This window comes from Neisseria sp. (assembly GCF_030527965.1).
In the GTDB taxonomy this organism is placed as follows: Bacteria; Pseudomonadota; Gammaproteobacteria; order Burkholderiales; family Neisseriaceae; genus Neisseria.
This window is the reverse complement of sequence record NZ_JAUMZU010000007.1, coordinates 1-21,843: the sequence shown is the minus strand read 5'-3', so window position 1 is coordinate 21,843 and position 21,843 is coordinate 1. Positions and strand designations below refer to the sequence as shown.

The following is a 21,843-nucleotide window of genomic DNA, read 5'->3' as shown; positions in this document are numbered from 1 at the left end:
ATCATTCAGCAACTGCGCCCAAGTGTTTTGGTTTTACAATTTATAAGGAATACGAATCGTGAAGAATTGGCCGTTACCCGATTTTGAGCAGAAAATTTGCCCGCCGGAAATGTTGGTCGGGCGACTTGCGCAATTGCCGCGCCCGTTGGTCTTTACCAACGGCTGTTTTGATATTTTGCATAGAGGGCATGTTACTTATCTGGCGCAGGCAAGGGCAACGGGCGCGGCGTTGATTTTGGCATTAAATACGGATGCTTCTGTGCGGCGGCAGGACAAGGGCGACGACCGGCCGGTCAATACATTGGAGAATCGGGCGGCGGTAGCGGCGGCGCTGGCTTGCGTTGATTTGGTTACATGGTTTGACAGCAATACGCCGGCGGAGCTGATTGACATGGTCAGGCCGGATATTCTGATAAAAGGCGGTGATTGGCCGGTGGAGAAAATTGTCGGTGCGCAGGAAACATTGGCGCGCGGCGGTAAAGTGTATTCGATTCCTTTTTTGCACGCCACTTCGACCACTAAGACCTTGGAGAAAATCCGCAGCACACAAAAAGAGCCGCGTTCGTGATGCGAGAACAACATTGGGCGCTGTTGGCGGCTTTAGCCTCGGGTTTGCCGCAGCATGTGTTTGTGCTGGGCAGGAGGGTTGGCGTTAAGCCGTACCAGTTGAACGGTTTGTGGCAACAGATGCCGCCGCATATCCGCGGGCTGTTGCGTCAGCATGACGGGCAATGGCGTTTGGTTCGTCCGCTCGCCATCTTTGACGAAGCTTCTTTGCAACAGGCTGCAACGGGTTTTCAGACGGGCATTGTGCATGAATATACGTCGACTAACGACATTTTGCTTCAAAGCGTCAGGCAGATGCCGGATGCGATGCATCGCCGTTTGTGTTTGGCTCATTTCCAGAATCAAGGACGTGGCCGGCAAGGTAAAAAATGGGTGGGAAAGGCGGGCGAATGCCTAATGTTCAGCTTGTGCTGGGTGTTTGACAAGCCTCAAGCAGAATTGGGTGCATTGGCGCTTCTGGTTGCGTTGGCCTGCCATAAGGGCTTGGTTGGCTTGGGTGTGCCTGCGCAAATCAAGTGGCCGAACGATTTGATGGTTGGCCAGGATAAGTTGGGCGGAATTTTAATCGAAACCGTGCGGCAAGAGGGCAAAACCTATGCGGTTATCGGTATCGGCATCAATTTTGTATTGCCGAAGGAAGTGGAGCATGCCATCTCCGTTCAGGCATTGTTGCAACAATGCGGGAAGCAGCCGGTAAGCGCAGATACAGTGTTGAATGCCATTTTGACGCAATTGGATGAGAGGTTGGCTGTTTTCGAGCAATACGGTTTTTCAGCGTTTGTTGATGAATATCAGGCGGCGCATAGAGATCAAGGGCAGCCGGTTTATCTGATGCAAAAAGGCGAAGTAAGTGAGGAAGGCTGGGTTAGAGGCATTACGCCAGAAGGTGCGCTGCGCTTGCAAACGGAAAACGGGATTCGGGAAATTGTAAGTGGAGAAACCAGTTTGCGCCAATGTAGCCAAGTGCCGGCGATTTCGGAAGAGGCGCAAACTGCTTATTTGTTGTTGGATGGTGGTAACAGCCGCCTGAAATGGGCTTGGGTGCGCAACGGTCGCATTGTGCATCTGAACCATTCGCCTTATCGTGATTTGGATGAACTGGGTAAGGAATGGCTGCAATACGGTGGATCGGATATCAAGGTGGTGGGTTGTGCCGTGTGCGGCCCGATAAAAAAAGATTTGGTTGCCGTGCAACTTCCGGTCGGTATCGAATGGCTTTCTTCAATGACTCAGGCCTTGGGCATCCGCAATCATTATCGCAATCCGGCTGAACATGGTGCCGATCGTTGGTTTAATGCGCTGGGCAGCCGCCGCTTCACCCAAAATGCTTGCGTGGTGGTTAGTTGCGGCACGGCAGTAACCATTGATGCATTGAGTGAAGACAATCATTATTTGGGCGGAACCATTATGCCGGGCTTTCATTTGATGAAAGAGGCGCTGGCGCAGAAAACCGCCCATCTCAACCGACCTTTGGGTAAGGTTTATCCGTTTCCGACGACAACGGCGAATGCTTTGGCCAGCGGCATGATGGATGCTGTATGCGGCGCGATTTTGCTGATGCATGCGCGCTTACGGGAAAAAACGGGAAAAAACAGACCGGTTGATGTGGTCATTACGGGCGGCGGCGGGGCGAAGGTTGCGCAAGCCATGCCGCAGGCATTTGTTTTAGACAATACAGTTAAAATCATAGATAATCTTGTGATTTACGGTTTGTTAAACTGGGTAGAGCAAGCATGAAATGGTTGTTTGCCATTTTGGTGGCGTTAAATATTATTGTTTTCGGTGCGGTGGTTGGCATTCATGTCAGCAAAAAAACAAGCGAGGCTGGCGGCAAGGAAACCGTGGCGGTCGAAGGCACACAGGAATTGAAGGTGCCGAATACGGTTTTGGTACAAACAAAAGACGATACGCCGCCGGCTTGGGTTAAATCCGGTAATAAAGCCGATACGAAAGAGCCTGCGGCGGTTGCTTTGCGAGCGTCGGAAGAAAAAACCGCCGTGCAGAAAGAAGCTGAAGAAAAAGCGCGCCTCGAGCATGAGAAGAAGCTGAAGGTGGAAAAGCTGAAAAAAGAGGCTGAAGAAAAAGCCCGTAAAGCAAATGAAGCGGGTTTGGCCGATAGAGGCGTGGCGCCTAACGCTGTTCAAAATACGCAAGGCGAGCATTGCAACCGTTTTGCCAGCGTTACCATGCCCGAAGATGATTATCATCGTATCAAGGGCTTGCTGGTGCAATGGCCGCATGCTGCAACACGTAGAGTGGAGCAGCGCGAAGCAGCCTCGAATGAAAAGCGTAATGTGAAATATGCCGTATGGTTGCCGGCGCAGGGTGATACGCAGGCTTTGCTGGATGAGCTGTCAGCTAAGGGCTTTAACGGTTCGTCGGGTAGCGGCGGCGTAGTGGCGGGTGCGTTTACTGATCCCAATGCCGCGCAAGCTTTGTTTTCTCGTTTGCAGGGCGCAGGCTTTAGCGTTCAAATCCGCGAGCAGGGCGGCAATGCTTCTGGTGGGGCAAGCGTTGCTAAAATGCAGGTTTTGTTTAGCAGCTTGAGTGAATCCGATATGCAGGCTGTTCAAAACGTAGTGGGCAAATATGGAAAATTGCAGCGCGGCAACTGTAAATAACGATCGGGTAAACTTTAACCAATGCCTGTCTGAAAATTTTAAGGAGAAATTGATATGACATTTACAAGCAAACCTGCGTTGGAAACGGCGCTGCAGCACCGTTCTATCCGTAAATTTACGGGCGAGCCGATTCCTGCAGCTATGTTGGAAGCGGTCTTGAGAGCCGGTCAGGCAGCTTCGTCTTCGAGCTTTCTGCAAACCGTGCACGTTATTCGTGTAACGGATATTGAGAAGCGCAAAAAGCTCAGGGCGGTGGGCGCCAATCAGCATTACATTGAAACGTGTGCCGAATTGCTGGTGTTTTGTATCGACTTGGCCAAACACAAGCAAATTGCACCGCAGGCGCAAACGGATTGGACGGAAATGACGCTAATGGGCGCCATTGATGCGGGCATTATGGCGCAAAACGTTTTGTTGACGGCCGAATCGTTGGGGTTAGGCGGTGTTTATATTGGCAGCTTGCGTGACGATATCAATGCAACCGATGAGATTTTGGGGTTGCCGCAAGATGTGGTTCCTTTGTTTGGCATGTGTTTGGGTTTTCCTGCGCAAGATCCGATGATGCGCCCGCGCTTGCCTGCGGCTTGTGTGATTAGTGAGAATGCTTACCGTCCGTTGGATGCGGCACAATATGAAGTATATAACGCAACGGTTAAAGACTATTACAAGCAACGTAGTAATCTGGATTTGGATTTCACGCGTCAGGTTCAGAATTCGCTTTGTAAAGAAGTTCGCCCTGAAGTTTTGCCGTTTTTGCAGCGTAAAGGTCTGGCTAAACGATAAGGGGCCATGTGGTCATTTGTCCATGATCAGAATGTGATGGGCTACTCTATCTATTATAATTTTCATGCCGAAAACGGTTTATGGATACAATAGAAACGCTTTTTGGCTTATGCCTGTCTGAAAACGCGATGGCCGGTTCGAACCAGAATCGGCCGTTTATCATTCACTTTAATAAAAGATGCTTGCGATGAAATGGCTTAAACGCACGTCTACTTTGACCAAAACCATTTACCGTTATGGTTTGGCCGAGCTTTTTACCCCTTTGTCCGGCCGGAGCAGGTTGGGCAGGTGGTTGGTCAGGTTTCCTCAGTCTTCGGAGTTCAAACATGAGCCTTTACCGGTGCGCCTGAGGTTGGCTTTGGAGAGCTTGGGCCCTGTGTTCGTCAAATTCGGGCAGGTATTGTCGACCCGTCCGGATTTGATTGCACATGATTACGCGACAGAGCTGTCGAAATTACAAGATCGTGTGCCGCCTTTTGATGCGGATTTGTCGCGCCGTCAGATTGAGGCATCACTCGGCAAACCGGTTGATATGCTGTATGCCGAATTTGATGCGACGCCGGTTGCCAGCGCTTCGGTGGCACAAGTGCATAAAGCCCGTTTGCATAGCGGTGAACAGGTGGCAGTGAAGGTGCTTCGGCCAAATCTTGCTCCGGTAATCGAGCAGGATTTAGCATTACTGCGTTTCGGTGCGCTGTGGGTGGAGCGGCTTTTTGCGGACGGTCGGAGACTGCGTCCGCGCGAAGTGGTTGATGAATTCGACAAATATCTGCATGACGAACTGGATTTGATGCGGGAGGCAGCGAATGCCAGCCAGCTCGGCCGCAATTTTAAAGACAGCACCATGCTCATAGTGCCGAAGGTATATTACGATTATTGCAGCCGCGATATATTGACCATTGAATGGATGGACGGCACGCCCGTGGCTGATATTGCGGCATTAAAAGCCAAACATATCGACCTTGAGCGGCTGGCTCGCTATGGCGTTGAAATTTTCTTTACGCAAGTGTTTCGCTACGGATTCTTCCATGCCGACATGCATCCGGGCAATATTCTGGTGGCGGACGATGGCCGCTATATCGCTTTGGATTTCGGCATCGTCGGTAGTTTGACTGGCTATGATAAACGCTATCTGGCGATTAATTTTCTTGCCTTTTTCAACCGCGATTACCATCGGGTTGCAACCGCCCATATCGAATCAGGTTGGGTGCCGCCCGATACGCGGGCAGAGGAATTGGAAGCGGCGGTACGTGCCGTGTGCGAACCGATTTTCAACAAGCCTTTATCGCAAATCTCTTTCGGCCTTGTGTTGATGCGTTTGTTTGAAACCAGCCGCCGGTTCAATGTGGAAATTCAGCCGCAGTTGGTTTTGTTACAAAAAACCTTACTCAATATTGAAGGCCTGGGTCGCCAGCTTGATCCTGAATTGGATCTTTGGGCTACCGCGAAACCTTTCCTGACCAAATGGATGGCCGAGCAGGTCGGCCCTAAAGCGCTGTTGAATAATTTTAAAAACGAATCGCTCGACTGGGCGCAAATTCTTCCCAGTCTGCCACGTAAAATCAATATGTTGGTGGACGAGGCCAGACAGCAAGAAATGCGTGATGCTTATATTCATTTGGTAAAAACGCAACAACGCCAGAATGTTTGGCTGGCGGTGATAGCTGTAGCCTTGGTGTTGATTCTGTTGTTTAAGTAACCAGATATGGGAATGAAATCAAGGCAAATATGAATTCTTAATAAAGGGTTAGAAAAATGCCTGTCTGAAAAATGCTGTTGGTAAAGACAATACAGCCGATTTTTTCAGACAGGCATTTGTTTTGCCTGGGGCATTTATTGATGCTCCAGTTTGCTTGGATTTTATTGGCAGATTAGGGTTGCCTTATTTCGTAAGGTTTGGTTATTTGTTCTGAAGTGTCCCGTGTGTAATCCAAACTCTGAGTCTTGAATATAAAAGGAAGGGCAATAAGGACACAGGAAATTACAATATTGCCTACGAAAAAGCCTGTCTGAATACTTTCAGACAGGCTTTTTGTTTCAAACTATAGCAAGCAGGAGGCTAAAACAGCGAATCCAGATTGCTATTACCACCACCTTGCGCAGGGTGTCGATTGGTCGGTTCCACCGGTGTTTCGTTCCCTGCATCGCCATTATTCGCGGCTCGTGGTTTTTGCGCATTACCGTTGTTTGAACGATTCGGCGTTGTAACAGGGCCGCTGGCACGGTTATCCAATGCCAATTTTGGATTGGTGGCCTGCTGCTCTTTCAAGAAATATTCGCCGCCGCGATTAACGATGCCGGAAGGCACGGCCATGCCTTTGCTTGGCACTCCTTTTAACGCGAACCTCATGTAGTTGACCCAGACCGGCAAGGCAATAGTGCCGCCAAAAGCCGCCCGTCCCATACTGATAGGCTTATCAAAACCGATATAAACAGCAGTAACAATATCGGGATTGAATCCGACAAACCACGCGTCTTTGTTATCGTTGGTGGTGCCGGTTTTACCTGCAATATCAGAACGGCCCAGTGCGTTCGCCCGAGTGGCCGTACCATGACGGACAACGTCTTGCATAATTTTATACATGATATAGGCATTGCGTGGGTCAATCACCTGAGGGGCCGTTTCCCCGGCAACCAAAGGTTTCATCTGTGCCCGCAGGTTATTGCTGCTATCGTAAATTTTATCAATAACATAAGACGATATTTTGTGACCGCCGTTGGCAAATACGGCATAACCTTCCGCAACTTGCAGCGGGGTAGCCAAGCCGGTGCCCAAAGCCATGGATAAACCGGCCGGATGGTCGGCAGGGTTAAAGCCGAAGCGTTGGATGTACTGCTGGGCGTAAGGAATGCCGATTGACATCAAAACTCGGATTGACACCATGTTTTTAGATTTGGTCAGCGCCTGACGCAAGGTAATGAAACCAGAGTAAACGCCGTCTGAGTTTTTAGGCTGCCAAGGCCGGCCGTTTGGACCGTGGCCGGGTAAGGTCAAAGGCGCATCATTGACAACTGTTGCTGCCGTCATACCTTTTGCCAGTGCAGCGGAATAGATGAACGGTTTGAAGGTCGAACCGGGCTGGCGTTGAGCCTGGGTTGCCCGGTTAAAGGATTTGCTATGGAAGTCATACCCTCCTACGAGTGCACGTATCGCACCTGTTTTGGCATCCAGTGAAACCAAAGCACCTTGTAATAAAGGTTCTTGAGTGACAGTCCAGCCGCCATTTTTCAATTTTTGCAGGCGGATAACCGCACCGCGTCGGATTTGCGCATCGCCCATTTTGCTATTATTTAAAGCACGTGCGGCAAAACCTAAGCTAACGTTGGTCCGTTTACCGTTGGGTAATTGAACTTGTACGCCTTTTTTCCCTGCGGATGTCACAACGGCTGGAACCATGCCGTCTATGTCATAGAGTTTCGAGAGATAGTCCCCGATCTCTTCTTCTTCATTTTCACCTTTATCTAAATCAATATAGTTTTCGGCGCCGCGATAACTGCTGCCGTGGTCAAAGCTCCGCAGAGTGCGGCGTAAGGCTTCTGTGGCAACTTTTTGATTCTGGGTGTTTACCGTCGTATATACCTTGAAACCTTGGGTGTAGGCTGATTCACCATACTTCTCATAAAGCTCTTGGCGTACCATTTCTGCAACATATAAAGCGCTTTGATCAATCTGTTGAACATAACGTTCGTAGTGAAGTTGCTCGTTGAGTGCTTCGGCACGTTGCTCAGGCGTAATCATTTTTTCCTGAACCATATTATTCAGAATATATTCTTGTCTGAGTTTGGCTCGTTCAGGGTTTACGATAGGGTTGAAAGTAGACGGCGCCTTAGGCAAGCCTGCTAAAATCGTTGCCTCGGCTAAGGTTAGTTTTTGTACGGGTTTGTTAAAATAAATCTGGGCTGCGGAGGCAAAGCCGTAAGCCCGTTGACCTAAATAAATCTGATTGAAATATAGCTCTAAAATCTGATCCTTACTTAATGACTGCTCGATTTTGTAAGCCAGTAGAGCTTCATTGAACTTACGGGTAAACGTACGCTCGTTAGTTAGGAAAAAGTTTCTGGCTACTTGTTGGGTAATGGTACTAGCACCGGATCGAACACCTCCTGTTATATTGCTGAGTATCGCACGGGAAACGCCAATTACATCAACGCCCCAGTGGTCGTAAAACCGCTTATCTTCTGCAGCTATGACGGCGTCTTTCAAAACTTTAGGAAAATCTTCTATTTTGGTGAAAGCCCTTCGCTCTTCACCGTATAGTCCGATTAATTTACCATCTGAAGAATAGATGGTCAGAGGCATTCTGGGTTGATAGTGTTGTACGGTATCTAAAGAAGGGAGTTTCGGATAGGTAACCAAAATAGCAATGGCTAACAGGCCAACGGCAAATAAAGCTAAACCTAAAAAAAGCCCCAAACAGATGGTAATAATTTTTTTAATCATGACTGAATAATAAATTTTGCCATTAATGGCAGTAAATAAAGTAAAATGACACAAATATTTCGGAGGGTTCGCTTAACACGAATTACGAAATATACTTAAACAACTTACGGAAGCCAACACTGTTGCTTACTTTACTTGGCAGGAAACTCACATTATGCGTTTATTAAAAAACCAAAAAAATACAACAAACAAAGCTTCGTCTGGCTTGATGTCTCGCGGAGCGGTTGGTGTGGACATTAGTCAAAAAACCATCAAAATGGTTCAATTGACAGGGCGTAGTTTAAACCAAATTCAATTGGAAAAATACGTTATTACAAAGCTACCGAAAAATATTATTCGGGGTAATCAAATTCAGGATTACGACCAGTTAGTATCTTATTTGCAACATGCTTATACCCAGCTGAATACGACTGGTAAAAACATTGTAGCGGCAATGCCACAAAGTTTGGTTACTGTAGAAACGGCTGTTCATCCGCGTGACAGTGAGTTGGATTTGGATGCTTTTGTTGAAAACGAGATTTCTCAGCTCGGTTCAATTGAAGAAATGAATTACGACTACCAGGTGGTCGGCAATTCAGTTATGCCGCTGGGGCGCCAGGTTTTGCTGGTCGCGGTACGTAAAGATGATATCGAACCTCGAATTGAAGCTTTTGAAAGTGCCAATCTTACCCCTGCTTTCATGGATGTAGACTTATTTGCCCAAAGTAATGCATTTTCCTTTTGGATTAATCAACATGCTCCTGAGCTGACCGATGAAAAAATTGCCGTGATTGATGTCGGCGATTTCCAGATGCAGGCTTTAGTGTTACAAAAAGGTCAGATACTCTATAAGCAGGAAACGCCTGTGAGTAGTGAGCAATTACTCCAATTAATTCAGCGCACTTATCAAGTAACAGAAGAAGAAGCTGAAAACATGAGAAGCTCTGTAGAGTCTCGTCCTTTGGATTATCAGTCTCAGATTTCAGACCGTTTCAATATTCAAGTGGCACAAGAAGTGCAACGTGTACTGCAATTCTATTACACCACCCAAGCAAGCGATCAGTTCTCAAGTGTCAAACATATTTTCTTAACAGGTTCTGCTTCATTGCAAGAAGGTTTGCCAGAAACGGTATTTTCGCAAACAAATACTGCGACGCAATGTGTGAGCCCTATTATTTATGCCACTCACGGGAAAAGAGTCGATTTATCACAACTACAGCAAGATGCCGCATCGCTGACTACAGCTTTCGGTTTAGCATTAAGGGGTTTATAAAATGATTGAATTAACGCGAATTAATCTTCTGCCCTATCGGGAGCAGATTGAGCAGCGTCAGAAGCAGCGCTTTAAAACATTGATGTTTTTAGCGCTTGCAGCTGGCATCGGCTTGTCGGCAGTCGCTTATATGGGGATTAGCGCGGCCATTAGCAAGCAAGAAGAACGGAATGCTTTTTTAACTAAAGAAATCGAAGTAGAAGATAAAAAATTAGTTGAAATTAAAAAGCTGAGTCAAGAAAAACGTAACTTCTTGGATCGAAAACAGAAAATTGAAGAACTCCAACATAAACGATTCCAAGCTGCCTATATTGTTGATACGTTGAATGTATTGATTCCTGATGGAACTTATCTTACTTCCATTAAAGCTGGTGACAATCCGAATACTTACCTGATTAACGGGCGCGCAACTAGCGACAATAAAATTGCGAGCTTCATGCGTTCTATTCCGAGTACAGGTTTATTTATGCAGCCAGAATTGTTGAGTATTAAACAGGTTAATAATGCGCAAGAATTTTCACTTAAAGTATTGTTGAACCAATATAGTGTACCTGCGGTTAAATCTGAAAGCTCTGATTCGACAACTACATCAGCAAAAACGAACGAAGCAGAAAGTAATAATACGGGGGGTAATTAAGAATGGCTGATAAAAAATTAAAAGATGTTGACTTACAGACGCTTCACTTATTAGGTAAGCCTGCAAAATTAGCTATTGCGGCATTAGTCGTTGTTGCGGTATTAGGTGCCGGTTATTTCGCTATTTTCCGTACTCAGTTGGAAGAATTGGCAGCCAGTAAGCAAAAAGAAGAAGAGTTAAAAGTCAGTTACACTGAAAAAAGTATTCAAGCTGCTAGCTTGGATAATTTGAAATCTGAATTGGCCGCAATTCGAACATCATTTGATGTGCTGTTGCGACAGTTGCCTACGGATGCAGAAATTCCTAATTTGGTTCAAGAGCTGCACCAAGCAGGAGCAACCAATGGTATGAATATGAATAGTGTAACGCCGCAGGCCACAACCAATGACGGTCCGATTCAGATTCTGCCTTATGCTATTTCGATTACAGGTAAATATGACCAAATCAGTCAATTTACTCGCGATGTAGGGGCACTTTCTCGTATTATTACTTTGGAGTCGATTAACTTAAGTAAAGATGAGAAGGATGATGGCTTAACACTCACGGCAACTGCCAATACTTATAAAGCCCGTCCTGCCGAAGAGGTTTTGGCCGAACAAAAAGCTGCTTCTGCTGCAAATGGTTCAGAACAGCAAAATGATGCAGATGCAGCCCCTGCTGCCCAGTAACATTACGAGAGGAAATAAAATAATGAAACATAAAATCTTACTCCCTAGCCTCTTAGTTTTGCTGATTACGGCATGCTCGGGGGAACATGAGGATTTGCGTCAATGGATGGAGCAAACCCAAAAAGACGCACATAAACATATACAACCATTTGAACAACCAACGGTTAACCCTGCTGTTACTTATATTCCTCCTAAAACTCACGGGCTGAATGCCTTTAATTCGAAACGGTTAAATCTGGGTTTGACTGGTCACAATGCACCAGATACCAAGCGGCCGAAAGAAGTGTTGGAAGCGTTTAGTTTAGAAAACATGAAGTATGTAGGATCATTTACTTCGGGTAATCAAAAAACAGGTTATGTTGAAATAGATGGACATGTTTACACGGTTAAAGCAGGTAATTATGTTGGGCAGAATTTTGGCCGGATTACAGGGATTCTGCCTGATAAATTAATGATCACGGAGGTTATTGAAGATGCGAATGGAAATTGGACCTTCCGTAATGCGGAATTACCGTTAGACAATAGTAAAGATGATCAGAGCACTAAAACGAACAATTAAATTAAGGGGTAACTTTGTAATGAAACCTATCAGTATTAAAACTCTTTCAGCCATCAGCTTAGGCTTAACCATGCAAGTCTCTGCTTTTGCGGGCAGTATCACCGATATCAATGTGTCTACTCTGCCTAATAATCAGAAGATTGTAAAAATCAAATTTGATCGTGATGTTGTATCACCTAGTGGCTTTGTAACGAATGCTCCTGCTCGGATAGCATTGGATTTCCCTACTACGGATATTGTTTTGCAACAGCCTGTTTTGGAGTATTCCGACTCTTTGTTAAATCAAATTAGCACTTCAAAAAATAAAGGCCAAACACGCGTGGTCCTGAGTTTAAATAAAGCAGGGCGATATACATCTGAAATTAAAGGTAATGAGGTTTGGGTGTATGTGAATGAAGCCCCTGATGTAGTTGCTAACCGTAATTCATCGATTGATACGGAACGTAGAACGACGGTTAAACAGGAACAGGCGGTAAGTTCTGCATCTGTTGATTTCCGCAAAGGCAACGGAAATACTGGTATTGTGGATGTAAGTGCCCCATCTTTTACTGGTACTCCATCTATTAAGCGTCAAAATGATCGTATCGTTATCACTTTGAAAAATTATCCTTTGCCGACACAAGCACAACGTAGCTTAGATGTTTCTGATTTTAGTACTCCGGTTCATGGTATTGTGTTGAAACGTATCGGTAATGATACAGAAGTCACCATCAAGAACAAAGGTAATTGGGACGTACGCGAAAAAGTTGCGGGTGGTCGTATGTCTTTTGAGGTTATGCCCAAAGCTAATGTGGCTGAGGCTGGTTTGAGAAATGGCAGTAAAAATAAAAGCTTTACCGGCAAAAGAGTATCTTTCGATTTCCAAGATGTAGAAGTGCGCACTATTTTGCAAATCTTGGCTAAAGAATCGGGTATGAATATTGTGGCCAGCGATAGCGTCAGTGGCAAAATGACTTTGAGTTTGAAAGATGTGCCTTGGGATCAGGCTTTAGATTTGGTATTGGAGGCGCGTAATTTAGATATGCGCCGTCAAGGTAATATCATCAATGTAGCACCTAGGGATGAATTACTGGCCAAAGATAAAGCTACGCTACAAGCTCAAAATGAAATTAACGACTTAGGGCCGTTATATTCCCAAACATTCCAGCTTAAATATAAAAATGTTGAGGAATTCCGTAAAATTCTGAAATTGGAAGATAATGGAAATAACAGTACCACCAATACTATTTTGAGTAAGCGTGGTAGTGCATTGATTGATCCGGGTACCAATACGCTCATCATCACGGATAACAATACCATCATCCGAAAATTCCAGAAATTAGTTGAAGAACTGGATGTTCCTTCCCGCCAGGTAATGGTTGAGGCACGAATCGTTCGCGCTTCGGATGGTTTCTCCCGTGAGATTGGCGTTAAATTTGGTTATCAAGGTGTAAATAATAGAAATAGCTGGGGTTCTGATTGGGCGAATGCAGCTAATAACCAAGGAACATATGTAAGCAATAATCGTGCGAGAGCTAATGCGATTCGAAGTGGCTCTAATACTCTTCCAGAAACATCTCCGTATACTTTTGCACCAAATATAAGCTTACCGATTTCATCGGCAACATCAAGTATCGCGTTGGTTCATTCTATTGCTTCAGGTGCCTTAGGTTTGGAATTACAGGCGAAACAGGCTCAGAATCGCGCTAAAACCCTTTCTAATCCGCGGGTATTAACTCAGGATAGAAAAGAAGCGGTTATTGAATCTGGTACAGAAATTCCTTATACATCGGAAACTTCTAGCGGAGCGACTGATGTGGAGTTCAAAAAAGCAGTATTGGGCCTGCGTGTGACCCCTCAGATTACGCCTGATGGTCAGATCATCATGGATATTAAAATCAATAAAGACTCTGTGAACCAAAGCTGCGGTGGTAGTAACGGAGAGCCTTGTATTGACACAAATAATTTGGAGACTCGTGCCATGGTAGAAGATGGCGGAACTCTGGTATTGGGTGGCATTTATGAGGAAAACAATGCTAATGGCGTAAGTAAAGTGCCGTTGTTAGGTGATATACCTCTGTTAGGCAATTTGTTTAAATCACGTACTCGTAGTGAAGACCGTAGTGAGTTGCTGATTTTTATTACGCCGCGTATTATGGATTACCAAGGTAATAATTTACGTTATTAATTAATCTTAATTCTTAATAAAAAACCACACTTGCGAATAGATTGTGAATTTGTTCGTTAGTGTGGTTTTTATATGGGTTTAAAATTTAGTAGTATCTATTTGGGAGCTTCTCAGGCTAATTTTTTGGGGACGAGACATTGGCATTAAATTTTATTATGGCAGAAAACCTAAGGATTGTTTCATATTCAAAATTTTGTCTGTCATAACTAATGTTCATTAGCCTTAAATCAAGACTACGTCATATTGTTCTTGGGTGTAACTGTTTTCCACTGCTAAAGAAATCGGCTTGCCGATGAAATCAATAAGCAGAGCGAGCGATTGGGATTCTTCGTCGAGAAATAAATCTATGACTTCGGGTGAGGCTAAAATCCGGAATTGTTTGACATCAAAACGGCGGCTTTCACGTACGATTTCGCGTTGAATTTCATAACAAACGGTTTGTGGGGTTTTCAGACGGCCTCGTCCCTGGCATGTTGGGCAAGGTTCGCATAGCACGTGACTCAGGCTTTCACGGGTGCGTTTTCGAGTCAATTCGACTAAGCCTAGGCTGGTAAAGCCATTGAGTGTTACCCGGGTACGATCAAAGCTTAGGGCTTTGGATAGCTCTTGCAATACAGCTTCTCGGTGTTCGGGTAGAGCCATATCGATGAAATCGATGATGATGATGCCCCCGATATTGCGTAAGCGTAGCTCTCTTGCGATGGCGTGGCAGGCTTCAAGGTTGGTTTTGAAAATGGTTTCGTCGAAGTTGCGTGCGCCGACAAAGCCTCCGGTATTGACGTCGATAGTGGTCATCGCTTCGGTGGATTCGATAATCAGATAGCTGCCGAAATTAAGTGAAACGCGAGGCTGCAGGGCACGGTTGATTTCTTGTTCGACATTATGTGCTTCGAATAAAGGGCGTTCTCCCGCAAACAATTCGATCTTATCCAGTGCACCTTGTACATATTGAGTGGCGAATTCGCACATTTTCTGATGGTTTTCTTTGGAATCGATATAGATGCGGCGAGTATTGTCACTGAACATATCGCGCAGTACGCGCAGTGATAAGGGCAAATCCTGATACAGCATGGTTTCAGCAGGTTGGGTTTTTGCTTGATATTGGATGTTGGCCCATACTTTGGTCAGATAATCAATATCGGCTTGTAACTCGGCATCGGATGCGGTTTCTGCGCTGGTTCTTATGATATAGCCGCCGTGATTTTCCTGTGGTAGCAAATCTATTAAACGCTGGCGTAATTGATTGCGCTCGTCTTCATCTTCAATTCGCTGGGAAATGCCGATATGGTTATCCTGAGGCAGATGAACGAGAAAGCGGCCGGCTAAGGAAATCTGGGTCGAGAGGCGGGCGCCTTTGCTGTTGATCGGGTCTTTGATAACTTGAACCAATACGGTTTGCCCCTCAAACAGCATGTGTTCGATACGTTGATCGGCATCAGGGTTTTGCCTCTGTTCGAGCACGTCGACAATATGCAGGAATGCAGCGCGTTCCAAGCCGATGTCGATAAAGGCGCTTTGCATGCCCGGCAAAACACGGCGTACGATGCCGAGATAAATATTGCCGACCAAACCATGACCGCTGTTGCGCTCGATATGGAGCTCGCAGATGCTGCTTTCTTCTAAAATCGCCACACGGCTTTCTTGCGGCGTAATGTTGACCAACACGGTCTCCGGAGGGCGCACAATGTCTTTGTGCAAAGGAATACTCGGTAACATAAATGACTTTCTGAATTGAAAAATCTTCTGCTGCAGATTCTGATAAAAAAGCTGTGGCGGAAGATTCTTTTAAATTAAACCTGAATCTTATAGATTTTCAGACAGGCTTTATTATAGAAAAGAGCTGCGCGGCGGCAAAGCGCCATCTGCATTTAATTTTGATTGAACGTTCTATATGGGGCGTATTAACCGTTTTTCCAATTTTCAGACAGGCATTGTTATGCGCGTGAGATAGTTTCGCTATAATGCCTGTCTGAAAACCACACACAACACAGCAAAGGATAACACTTTATGGCTGCCGCTCCTGAAGCCAAATACACAGAAGAAACCGTATTATGGATTAAACGCCACACTTCCAAATTGATGACGTTTGCCATTACCCGCCCGGAATCTTACCGTTTTTCCGCGGGGCAATTTTCCCGTTTGGGCTTTCCAGACGGGGCGGGATTTATCTGGCGGGCATACTCGGTTGTTTCTGCCGAATATGCCGATATACTGGAATATTTCGTCGTATTGATTGAAGGCGGGCCGATGTCTGCCAAGTTTGATGCGATGGCGGAGGGCGATACCATATTGCTCGATAAAGCGGCTACAGGCTTTCTGTTGCCTGAGCGTTTTCCAGACGGCGAAGATTTAGTGATGCTTTGCACGGGCTCCGGTATCGCGCCGTTTTTATCTATTCTTGAGCAGCCTGAAGTCTGGCAGCGCTTTAACACGCTCACTTTGGCACACTCTGTTTCCTATCAAAACGAACTGATTTTTAACGACCGTATTGCCGCTTTGCAAACACACCCGCTAATTGGAGAATATTTCCATAAACTCACTTTTTTGCCGGTTTTGACGCGCGAAAAAGTAGATGGGATATTAAACAAAAGGCTGCCTGAATTGGTAAAAAACGGCGAATTGTCGGCCGCATCCGGAAAAACATTCACCACGAAAGATACGCGTTTTATGATATGCGGCAATCCTGCTATGGTGAAAGACACCTTTCAAGCTTTGTTAGACATGGGCTTTGCTATGCACCGCAACCGCATTCCGGGGCAGATTATGATGGAAAACGGATTTTAACCAAACAAGGGTAATCATGCCTGTCTGAAAACGATGTCAGAATGGCGGGGCAACATAGCCCATTTGCCGCAGGAGCGAGGCGGTTTCACAGGCCGGTAGGCCCATCACGCCAGTAAAACTGCCTTCCAGATGGTCTACGAACACGCCGCCCACGCCCTGAATGCCGTAAGCGCCTGCTTTATCAAGCGGCTCGCCGCTGGCGATATAGGCACGGATTTCTTCCGGGCTTAATGTTTTGAACGTAACATGGCTGGTTTGCGTGTAGGATTGTCGCTGCCCGTTAAAATAGACGCAGATGGCGGTCAGAACTTGATGAGTGCTGCCTGAAAGCGCCGTGAGCATTTCTTCTGCGTGTGTTGCGTTGTCGGGTTTTCCTAGAATTTGCCCGCCGAGCGCAACGGTGGTGTCGGCAGTTAAGATAGGAAATGCGGGGATTTCCGTATGAGTGGCGTGCCAAGTGGATAGGGCGGCTTTGTTTTTTTCTATGGCCATACGCGCAACATAGTCGGAAGCACTTTCCTTTGGTTGAGGCGTTTCCTCAATGTCGGCGTTTAAACGTAAAACGCGATAGCCGAGATTTTCCAGAATTTCGCGGCGCCGCGAGCTGCCAGAAGCCAGATATAAAGTCGGTTTCATTTGCCCTGTCCTTTTACCGCGCCACGCAGCATACGGTCGAGCAACGGCGTAGGCAGGATGCGTTTTAAGTACCAAAACAATACGGTCGGTACGGTTACTTGATAGCGCGCTTTCGGTTTTGGAGCGGTCAGGGCTTTGGCGCAAACCACGGCGCAGCTTGCGGAGCTGAGGGTAAACGGCGCCACCGAACCTTCGGCCTCCAAACGGTTGAGTTGGCGTTGATAGCTTTCGCGATGCACGCTGTTTTCCTGATCAATGTATTGCTCGAATTTTTTGAGTGCGTTTGGGCGGAAACGGGACGCGATGGGGCCGGGCTCGAGCAGGCTGATGAAAATCCGGCTGCCGTGCAGTTCGTGCCGAAGCGTGTCGCACATACCTTCCAGAGCGAATTTGCTGCTGTTGTACGCGCCGCGCCATGGCATTGCAGCAAAGCCAAGAATGCTGCTGTTAACCAAAATCCGCCCTCGGTTTTGGCGGCGGAATACCTGCATGGCGAGCACAATACATTCCCACGTGCCGAATACGTTGGTTTCAAATTGCTCACGTAAAGCATCGCGCGGAATATCTTCCACCGCGCCGACTTGTCCGTAACCTGCATTGCAGAATAGGGCATCCAGGCTGCCTCCGGTTTGCTGCAATAGGTTGTCGAATGCAGTGCGTATGCTTTGGCTGTCGGCAGTATCGAGTTGCAGCGCATGAATAAAACCTTCGTCACGCAGGCGCATGACATCTTCGTTTTTACGGCAGGAAGCGAAAACCTGCCAACCCATTTGTTTGAATAGTTTGGCCGTTTCGTATCCGATGCCGCTGGAGCATCCGGTAATCAGAATGGTTTGGGGCATGTCGGTCTTCTTCGCAATAGATTGGATTGGCACATCATACCGCCAATCCGTTTAAGAACCAATAACCGATACGGTTAATGCCTGTCTGAAAAGGTTTGGGATGGATTTGTTTTGGCAATATGCCGCTTTATTTTTTTCTGCCTTAACATCGGCCACCGTGTTGCCCGGCTCATCCGAAGTGGCGTTGGGTGCGATGGTCAGAGTTTATCCTCAAAGTTTTTGGCTTGCTTTCGGCGTGGCCGCTTTCGGCAATACGCTGGGCAGTATCATTTCTTATGGCATGGGGCGCTTGCTGCCTCAAAAATACCGTTTGAATGAAAAAGCGGAAGCGTTTCTGAAAAAATATGGTGTTTGGGCTTTGTTATTGGCTTGGGTGCCGTTTATCGGCGATGCGCTGCCGGTGGCCGCCGGTTGGCTGCGCTTGCCTTTTGGGCAAGCCTGTTTGATGCTTGCTGTTGGCAAATGTGCCCGTTATGGCATCTTGTTGGTCGGTTTATCGGCTTTTTAGACGCTATGGTGTTGGAAAATCCGCTACAATACACGTTTATATTTTTTAGAGCCGGTATGAAAGAGCATAAAGCCCGCAAACGTTTCGGGCAGAATTTTTTGCAGGATACGCGGGTTATCGCCGATATTGTGAATGCCGTGCGCCCGACTGAGGGGGATCAGGTTATTGAAATCGGCCCCGGATTGGCAGCGCTTACCGCTCCGTTGGCAAACAAGCTGGGCAAGCTGCATGTGATTGAAATCGATCGGGATATCATCCAATATCTTAAAGCACAGCCGTTTGCCGATAAGCTTGTCATACATGAAGGCGACGTATTGCAGTTTGATTTTCGCAGCGTGGCGGGCAAGAAGAAAATAGTCGGAAATCTGCCCTATAATATTTCCACGCCGCTGCTGTTTCGTTTGAGCGAGGTGGCCGACGAAGTGGAAGACATGCATTTCATGCTGCAAAAAGAGGTGGTCGAACGTATGGTGGCCATGCCGAAAACCAATGATTACGGCCGCTTGAGCGTGGTGCTGCAATATTTTTTCGATATGGAAATGCTGATAGCGGTGCCGCCTGAATCGTTTGATCCGGCGCCTAAAGTCGATTCTGCCGTGGTGCGCATGATACCGGTCAAACACCGCATCGGTGCCGCGTTGGATTTTGAACTTTTTGCCAAGTTGGTAAAACAGGCTTTTCACCAACGCCGCAAAACCATACGCAATAATTTAAAAGAGCTCGCTTCGGATGAGGTTTTGCAGGCGGTTGGCATTAATCCGCAGGATAGGGCAGAGCACATCGCACCGGAACTCTATGTGAAACTGAGTAATTATCTGGCGGGCGAAAGCCTGTCTGAAAAGGTATAGCATGATTAAATTTAAGAATGTACATAAATATTTCAAAGATTTGCATGTGATTGACGGTGTCAATCTGGAAATCAAACAAGGTGAAGTGGTGGTGGTGTGCGGGCCTTCCGGCAGCGGAAAATCCACCTTAATCCGTACCGTTAACCAGCTTGAGCCGATTCAGCAAGGCGAAATTTGGGTGGACGGCATCAATGTGGCAGATCCCAAAACCGATTTAAACAAAGTCCGTACCGAAGTGGGTTTCGTGTTTCAGCATTTCAATCTCTACCCGCATTTAACCGTGTTGGAAAACATTATGCTTTCTCCGATAAAAGTTAAAAAACAGAGCAAGGAAGTGGCGGGGAAAAAGGCAGTGGAATTGCTGGAGCGCGTTGGTTTAACGCATAAGAAAGACGCGTTGCCGGGCGAATTGTCGGGCGGGCAGCAGCAGCGTGTGGCGATAGCCCGCGGGTTGGCAATGGAGCCGCGCGTGATGTTGTTTGACGAGCCGACTTCTGCGTTGGATCCGGAAATGGTGGGCGAAGTGTTGAAAGTGATGAAAGATTTGGCCAAAACCGGCATGACAATGATGTGTGTGACGCATGAAATGGGCTTTGCACGCGAAGTGGCTGATCGTGTGATTTTTGTTGATCACGGCTGCGTGCTTGAAGATGCCGATCCTGAAAGCTTTTTCCTCAGTCCGCAAACGGATCGTGCCAAACAATTTTTGGCGCAAATTAAACATTCTTAAATCTAAATATCAGGCCGCCTGTTTTCAAACAGGCATTTATGATTTGGAAAAACACTATTTTTGGGATGTTACCGCAATGCTGTGTTGCCGCCTGTCTGATCGAAGCTCTATGGCGGAAGCGGGTTTGAATGGCTGTTTGTGATGTTGCCGATTAAGTTTGTTGAGAATATTTTACAGCCCGCGCCGAATAAGTAAACGGAGCGGGCTGGGCTGTTTCTCTTCTTTTTTACGCCTTTTTAAACTTGGCTTTTGTTGTTAGTTATTGTGCTTTTTAGCGCTGATATTGTCAACAATTTTGTTTGAAATGGTAAACATTATTTTAAGAAGCTATGTTTTCGTTTTAAGGGTCAATAGATGGGCGGTTTGGAAAATATGTCTGAAATTCAAACGATTGTAGATGATTCTGCCGCGTCTGATACGCGCCACGATTCGGAGCTTTCCCGTGTTTATTATGAAATTTTAAAAGCCATTACGGATCGGGTTCTGTTGCCGGGGAGAAAATTGACGGAATCTGATTTGTGCCGGCAGATGGTGTGTTCCCGCAATACGGTGCGGGGCGCACTTTCGCTTTTGGCACACGATAAAATCGTAGATTTGCAGCCGAACCGAGGAGCGTTTGTGCATGTGCCGGATCTGCAGGAAATTCGTGATGTGTTTTCCATGCGGATTGCCTTGGAGGAAATGGCGTTGACGCGTTTGACGGAATTGCCGGATCTGGCGGAGAAATTATTGCCGGTTTTCAGCTTGGTTATTCAAGAAGACGAAGCACTGGCAACCGGAGATAAAGTCGGGCGGGCGCGTTTGTCGAATGCTTTTCATATTGAATTGGTTAAAGTTTTGGGTAATCAGGTTTTGGTCGACATCATGGCCTCATTGTGTGCCCGCTCATCATTGATGGCGGCGCTGACGCGCCGGTCTGTGCCTTATGAAGATTCCAAGAACGAACATCGGGATTTATTAGAATTATTATTGGCTGGCAGAGGCAAGCGTGCCGGTAAGAAAATGCGTAAACATTTACAGGCGGCTTTGGCCGGGTTGGAAGCTCAATTTGATCATTGGGAATAAATTGCCCGGCATGGTAAGCATCAACGTGATGGATGAAATGCCTGTCTGAATTGTTCAGACAGGCATTTTTTATACGAGGCTTGTTGAAATATCTATTTCAGGTTTTGATTGTCGGCAAGCATTTTATCGTATACCGCATCAGGCAGATAGCGGCGTATGGTTTTCTGCCAGCCGATGGGGCCGACCAAACCTTTGACCATGGTGGAGGAAACTTCGGCAAATTCGCGCGGAGGCATCAGAAAAATGGTGATGATTTCCGGCTGCAAATCAGAATTGATATAGCGTATGGTGCGTTCATATTCATAATCGGAGGCGGTTCGTATGCCGCGAACGATGAATTTGGCGCCGACGTCGTGGGCATAGTCGACCAAAAAGCGGTTTTCAAACGAATGGATGCGCACGTTCGGGAACTCATTGGTAATGGCATCCAGCATGGCATAACGTTCGGCAATGGTGTAGGTGCTTTTTTTATCGGGGTTGATGCCGATGGCAACGATTAATTCGTCGAACATGGCTTGTGCTTCCCGAATCATCCAAAGATGACCGTTAGTGGGCGGGTCGAAGCTGCCGGCATAGACGGCGCGGCGGATGGGTGGGTTCATGTAGATATTATTGACGTGTGGTTAATCGGAGCAGGATAGACGTATGGCGCCTGATTGTCAAAGTTTGTAGGTAAAATATAGGGGCTGTCCTAGATAACTAGGGAAATTCAAATTTAAGTTAGAATTATCCCTA

Annotated in this window: 20 protein-coding genes; 15 read left to right on the top strand and 5 right to left on the bottom strand. The window is 46.6% G+C overall.

Translation table 11 applies throughout. The annotated features are described in order from the left end of the window. Positions 1–58 precede the first annotated feature (58 nt). The 5 genes from Q4A84_RS04300 to ubiB all read left to right on the top strand — a co-directional run bounded on the left by Q4A84_RS04300 (position 59) and on the right by ubiB (position 5,670). Positions 59–568 (top strand): adenylyltransferase/cytidyltransferase family protein, encoded by a 510-nt coding sequence (locus tag Q4A84_RS04300; RefSeq protein WP_303087697.1) that lies wholly within the window; start codon positions 59–61, stop codon positions 566–568. Then, the gene (locus Q4A84_RS04295) at positions 568–2,304 is read left to right on the top strand and encodes a bifunctional biotin--[acetyl-CoA-carboxylase] ligase/type III pantothenate kinase (protein ID WP_303087770.1); all 1,737 of its coding nucleotides are present in this window, start codon (positions 568–570) and stop codon (positions 2,302–2,304) included. The genes Q4A84_RS04300 and Q4A84_RS04295 overlap by 1 nt, the downstream gene beginning before the upstream one ends. After that, positions 2,301–3,188, top strand: coding sequence for a hypothetical protein (locus Q4A84_RS04290; RefSeq protein WP_303087696.1), 888 nt, complete (start codon positions 2,301–2,303; stop codon positions 3,186–3,188). Before Q4A84_RS04295 ends, Q4A84_RS04290 begins: the two co-directional genes overlap by 4 nt. Before the next feature lie 54 nt (positions 3,189–3,242). Next, positions 3,243–3,971 (top strand): oxygen-insensitive NADPH nitroreductase, encoded by a 729-nt coding sequence (gene nfsA, locus Q4A84_RS04285; protein WP_303087695.1) that lies wholly within the window; start codon positions 3,243–3,245, stop codon positions 3,969–3,971. Between the two features lie 187 nt (positions 3,972–4,158). Further along, entirely contained in the window at positions 4,159–5,670 is a 1,512-nt protein-coding gene (gene ubiB / locus Q4A84_RS04280; RefSeq protein ID WP_303087694.1) for a ubiquinone biosynthesis regulatory protein kinase UbiB, read from the top strand. A gap of 360 nt (positions 5,671–6,030) precedes the next feature. Here ubiB and Q4A84_RS04275 read toward each other — a convergent pair whose 3' ends face one another. Then, a complete protein-coding gene (locus tag Q4A84_RS04275; protein ID WP_368389557.1) occupies positions 6,031–8,412 on the bottom strand; it encodes a penicillin-binding protein 1A in 2,382 nt (793 codons plus the stop codon). 154 nt (positions 8,413–8,566) lie between these two features. Between Q4A84_RS04275 and pilM the strand changes: the two genes are divergently transcribed. From pilM to pilQ, 5 genes are read left to right on the top strand one after another with little or no spacing between them, the layout of a single operon-like run. Beyond that, positions 8,567–9,664: a type IV pilus assembly protein PilM gene (pilM, locus tag Q4A84_RS04270; RefSeq protein ID WP_303087693.1), complete on the top strand. Its 1,098-nt coding sequence runs from the start codon at positions 8,567–8,569 to the stop codon at positions 9,662–9,664. A gap of 1 nt (position 9,665) precedes the next feature. After that, entirely contained in the window at positions 9,666–10,301 is a 636-nt protein-coding gene (locus tag Q4A84_RS04265; protein ID WP_303087692.1) for a PilN domain-containing protein, read from the top strand. 2 nt (positions 10,302–10,303) lie between these two features. Next, a complete protein-coding gene (locus Q4A84_RS04260; protein ID WP_303087691.1) occupies positions 10,304–10,969 on the top strand; it encodes a type 4a pilus biogenesis protein PilO in 666 nt (221 codons plus the stop codon). Between the two features lie 22 nt (positions 10,970–10,991). After that, positions 10,992–11,528, top strand: coding sequence for a pilus assembly protein PilP (locus tag Q4A84_RS04255; protein WP_303087690.1), 537 nt, complete (start codon positions 10,992–10,994; stop codon positions 11,526–11,528). A 19-nt stretch (positions 11,529–11,547) separates the two neighbouring features. Next, entirely contained in the window at positions 11,548–13,695 is a 2,148-nt protein-coding gene (gene pilQ / locus Q4A84_RS04250) for a type IV pilus secretin PilQ family protein (protein ID WP_303087689.1), read from the top strand. Between the two features lie 222 nt (positions 13,696–13,917). Here the strand turns inward: pilQ and rng are convergent, their stop codons facing one another. Beyond that, positions 13,918–15,411, bottom strand: a complete 1,494-nt coding sequence (rng, locus tag Q4A84_RS04245) for a ribonuclease G (protein WP_303087688.1) — start codon at positions 15,409–15,411, stop codon at positions 13,918–13,920. A gap of 291 nt (positions 15,412–15,702) precedes the next feature. On the opposite strand from rng, the gene Q4A84_RS04240 reads away from it, so the two are divergent. Continuing rightward, positions 15,703–16,479 carry a ferredoxin--NADP reductase gene (locus Q4A84_RS04240; protein WP_303087687.1) on the top strand — a complete coding sequence of 259 codons (777 nt, stop codon included), beginning with the start codon at positions 15,703–15,705 and terminating at the stop codon, positions 16,477–16,479. Positions 16,480–16,515: 36 nt separating this feature from the next. Here Q4A84_RS04240 and Q4A84_RS04235 read toward each other — a convergent pair whose 3' ends face one another. Together Q4A84_RS04235 and Q4A84_RS04230 are read right to left on the bottom strand one after the other, a co-directional pair. Beyond that, a complete protein-coding gene (locus Q4A84_RS04235) occupies positions 16,516–17,115 on the bottom strand; it encodes a nucleoside triphosphate pyrophosphatase (RefSeq protein ID WP_303087686.1) in 600 nt (199 codons plus the stop codon). Further along, complete coding sequence (locus tag Q4A84_RS04230; RefSeq protein ID WP_303087685.1) at positions 17,112–17,957, bottom strand: SDR family NAD(P)-dependent oxidoreductase; 846 nt, start codon at positions 17,955–17,957, stop codon at positions 17,112–17,114. The genes Q4A84_RS04235 and Q4A84_RS04230 overlap by 4 nt, the downstream gene beginning before the upstream one ends. Positions 17,958–18,057: 100 nt before the next feature. On the opposite strand from Q4A84_RS04230, the gene Q4A84_RS04225 reads away from it, so the two are divergent. The 4 genes from Q4A84_RS04225 (at position 18,058) to Q4A84_RS04210 (ending at position 21,108) form a co-directional block, all read left to right on the top strand. Then, a complete protein-coding gene (locus tag Q4A84_RS04225; protein ID WP_303087684.1) occupies positions 18,058–18,465 on the top strand; it encodes a YqaA family protein in 408 nt (135 codons plus the stop codon). A 56-nt stretch (positions 18,466–18,521) separates the two neighbouring features. Then, positions 18,522–19,313: a 16S rRNA (adenine(1518)-N(6)/adenine(1519)-N(6))-dimethyltransferase RsmA gene (gene rsmA, locus Q4A84_RS04220; RefSeq protein WP_303087683.1), complete on the top strand. Its 792-nt coding sequence runs from the start codon at positions 18,522–18,524 to the stop codon at positions 19,311–19,313. Position 19,314: 1 nt separating this feature from the next. After that, positions 19,315–20,043, top strand: coding sequence for an amino acid ABC transporter ATP-binding protein (locus Q4A84_RS04215; RefSeq protein WP_303087682.1), 729 nt, complete (start codon positions 19,315–19,317; stop codon positions 20,041–20,043). Positions 20,044–20,415: 372 nt separating this feature from the next. Further along, positions 20,416–21,108 carry a GntR family transcriptional regulator gene (locus tag Q4A84_RS04210; RefSeq protein ID WP_303087769.1) on the top strand — a complete coding sequence of 231 codons (693 nt, stop codon included), beginning with the start codon at positions 20,416–20,418 and terminating at the stop codon, positions 21,106–21,108. 92 nt (positions 21,109–21,200) lie between these two features. Here the strand turns inward: Q4A84_RS04210 and coaD are convergent, their stop codons facing one another. Beyond that, positions 21,201–21,710, bottom strand: a complete 510-nt coding sequence (coaD, locus tag Q4A84_RS04205; protein WP_303087681.1) for a pantetheine-phosphate adenylyltransferase — start codon at positions 21,708–21,710, stop codon at positions 21,201–21,203. Positions 21,711–21,843: the final 133 nt, after the last annotated feature.

What these genes read in the sequence shown, in the direction of transcription:
- Q4A84_RS04295 (WP_303087770.1), top strand. Translation starts at nt 568, where the DNA reads ATGCGAGAACAACATTGGGCGCTGTTGGCGGCTTTAGCCTCGGGTTTG.
- Q4A84_RS04290 (WP_303087696.1), top strand. Translation starts at nt 2,301, where the DNA reads ATGAAATGGTTGTTTGCCATTTTGGTGGCGTTAAATATTATTGTTTTC.
- nfsA (WP_303087695.1), top strand. Translation starts at nt 3,243, where the DNA reads ATGACATTTACAAGCAAACCTGCGTTGGAAACGGCGCTGCAGCACCGT.
- ubiB (WP_303087694.1), top strand. Translation starts at nt 4,159, where the DNA reads ATGAAATGGCTTAAACGCACGTCTACTTTGACCAAAACCATTTACCGT.
- Q4A84_RS04275 (WP_368389557.1), bottom strand. Translation starts at nt 8,412, where the DNA reads ATGATTAAAAAAATTATTACCATCTGTTTGGGGCTTTTTTTAGGTTTA.
- pilM (WP_303087693.1), top strand. Translation starts at nt 8,567, where the DNA reads ATGCGTTTATTAAAAAACCAAAAAAATACAACAAACAAAGCTTCGTCT.
- Q4A84_RS04265 (WP_303087692.1), top strand. Translation starts at nt 9,666, where the DNA reads ATGATTGAATTAACGCGAATTAATCTTCTGCCCTATCGGGAGCAGATT.
- Q4A84_RS04260 (WP_303087691.1), top strand. Translation starts at nt 10,304, where the DNA reads ATGGCTGATAAAAAATTAAAAGATGTTGACTTACAGACGCTTCACTTA.
- Q4A84_RS04255 (WP_303087690.1), top strand. Translation starts at nt 10,992, where the DNA reads ATGAAACATAAAATCTTACTCCCTAGCCTCTTAGTTTTGCTGATTACG.
- pilQ (WP_303087689.1), top strand. Translation starts at nt 11,548, where the DNA reads ATGAAACCTATCAGTATTAAAACTCTTTCAGCCATCAGCTTAGGCTTA.
- rng (WP_303087688.1), bottom strand. Translation starts at nt 15,411, where the DNA reads ATGTTACCGAGTATTCCTTTGCACAAAGACATTGTGCGCCCTCCGGAG.
- Q4A84_RS04240 (WP_303087687.1), top strand. Translation starts at nt 15,703, where the DNA reads ATGGCTGCCGCTCCTGAAGCCAAATACACAGAAGAAACCGTATTATGG.
- Q4A84_RS04235 (WP_303087686.1), bottom strand. Translation starts at nt 17,115, where the DNA reads ATGAAACCGACTTTATATCTGGCTTCTGGCAGCTCGCGGCGCCGCGAA.
- Q4A84_RS04230 (WP_303087685.1), bottom strand. Translation starts at nt 17,957, where the DNA reads ATGCCCCAAACCATTCTGATTACCGGATGCTCCAGCGGCATCGGATAC.
- Q4A84_RS04225 (WP_303087684.1), top strand. Translation starts at nt 18,058, where the DNA reads ATGGATTTGTTTTGGCAATATGCCGCTTTATTTTTTTCTGCCTTAACA.
- rsmA (WP_303087683.1), top strand. Translation starts at nt 18,522, where the DNA reads ATGAAAGAGCATAAAGCCCGCAAACGTTTCGGGCAGAATTTTTTGCAG.
- Q4A84_RS04215 (WP_303087682.1), top strand. Translation starts at nt 19,315, where the DNA reads ATGATTAAATTTAAGAATGTACATAAATATTTCAAAGATTTGCATGTG.
- Q4A84_RS04210 (WP_303087769.1), top strand. Translation starts at nt 20,416, where the DNA reads ATGTCTGAAATTCAAACGATTGTAGATGATTCTGCCGCGTCTGATACG.
- coaD (WP_303087681.1), bottom strand. Translation starts at nt 21,710, where the DNA reads ATGAACCCACCCATCCGCCGCGCCGTCTATGCCGGCAGCTTCGACCCG.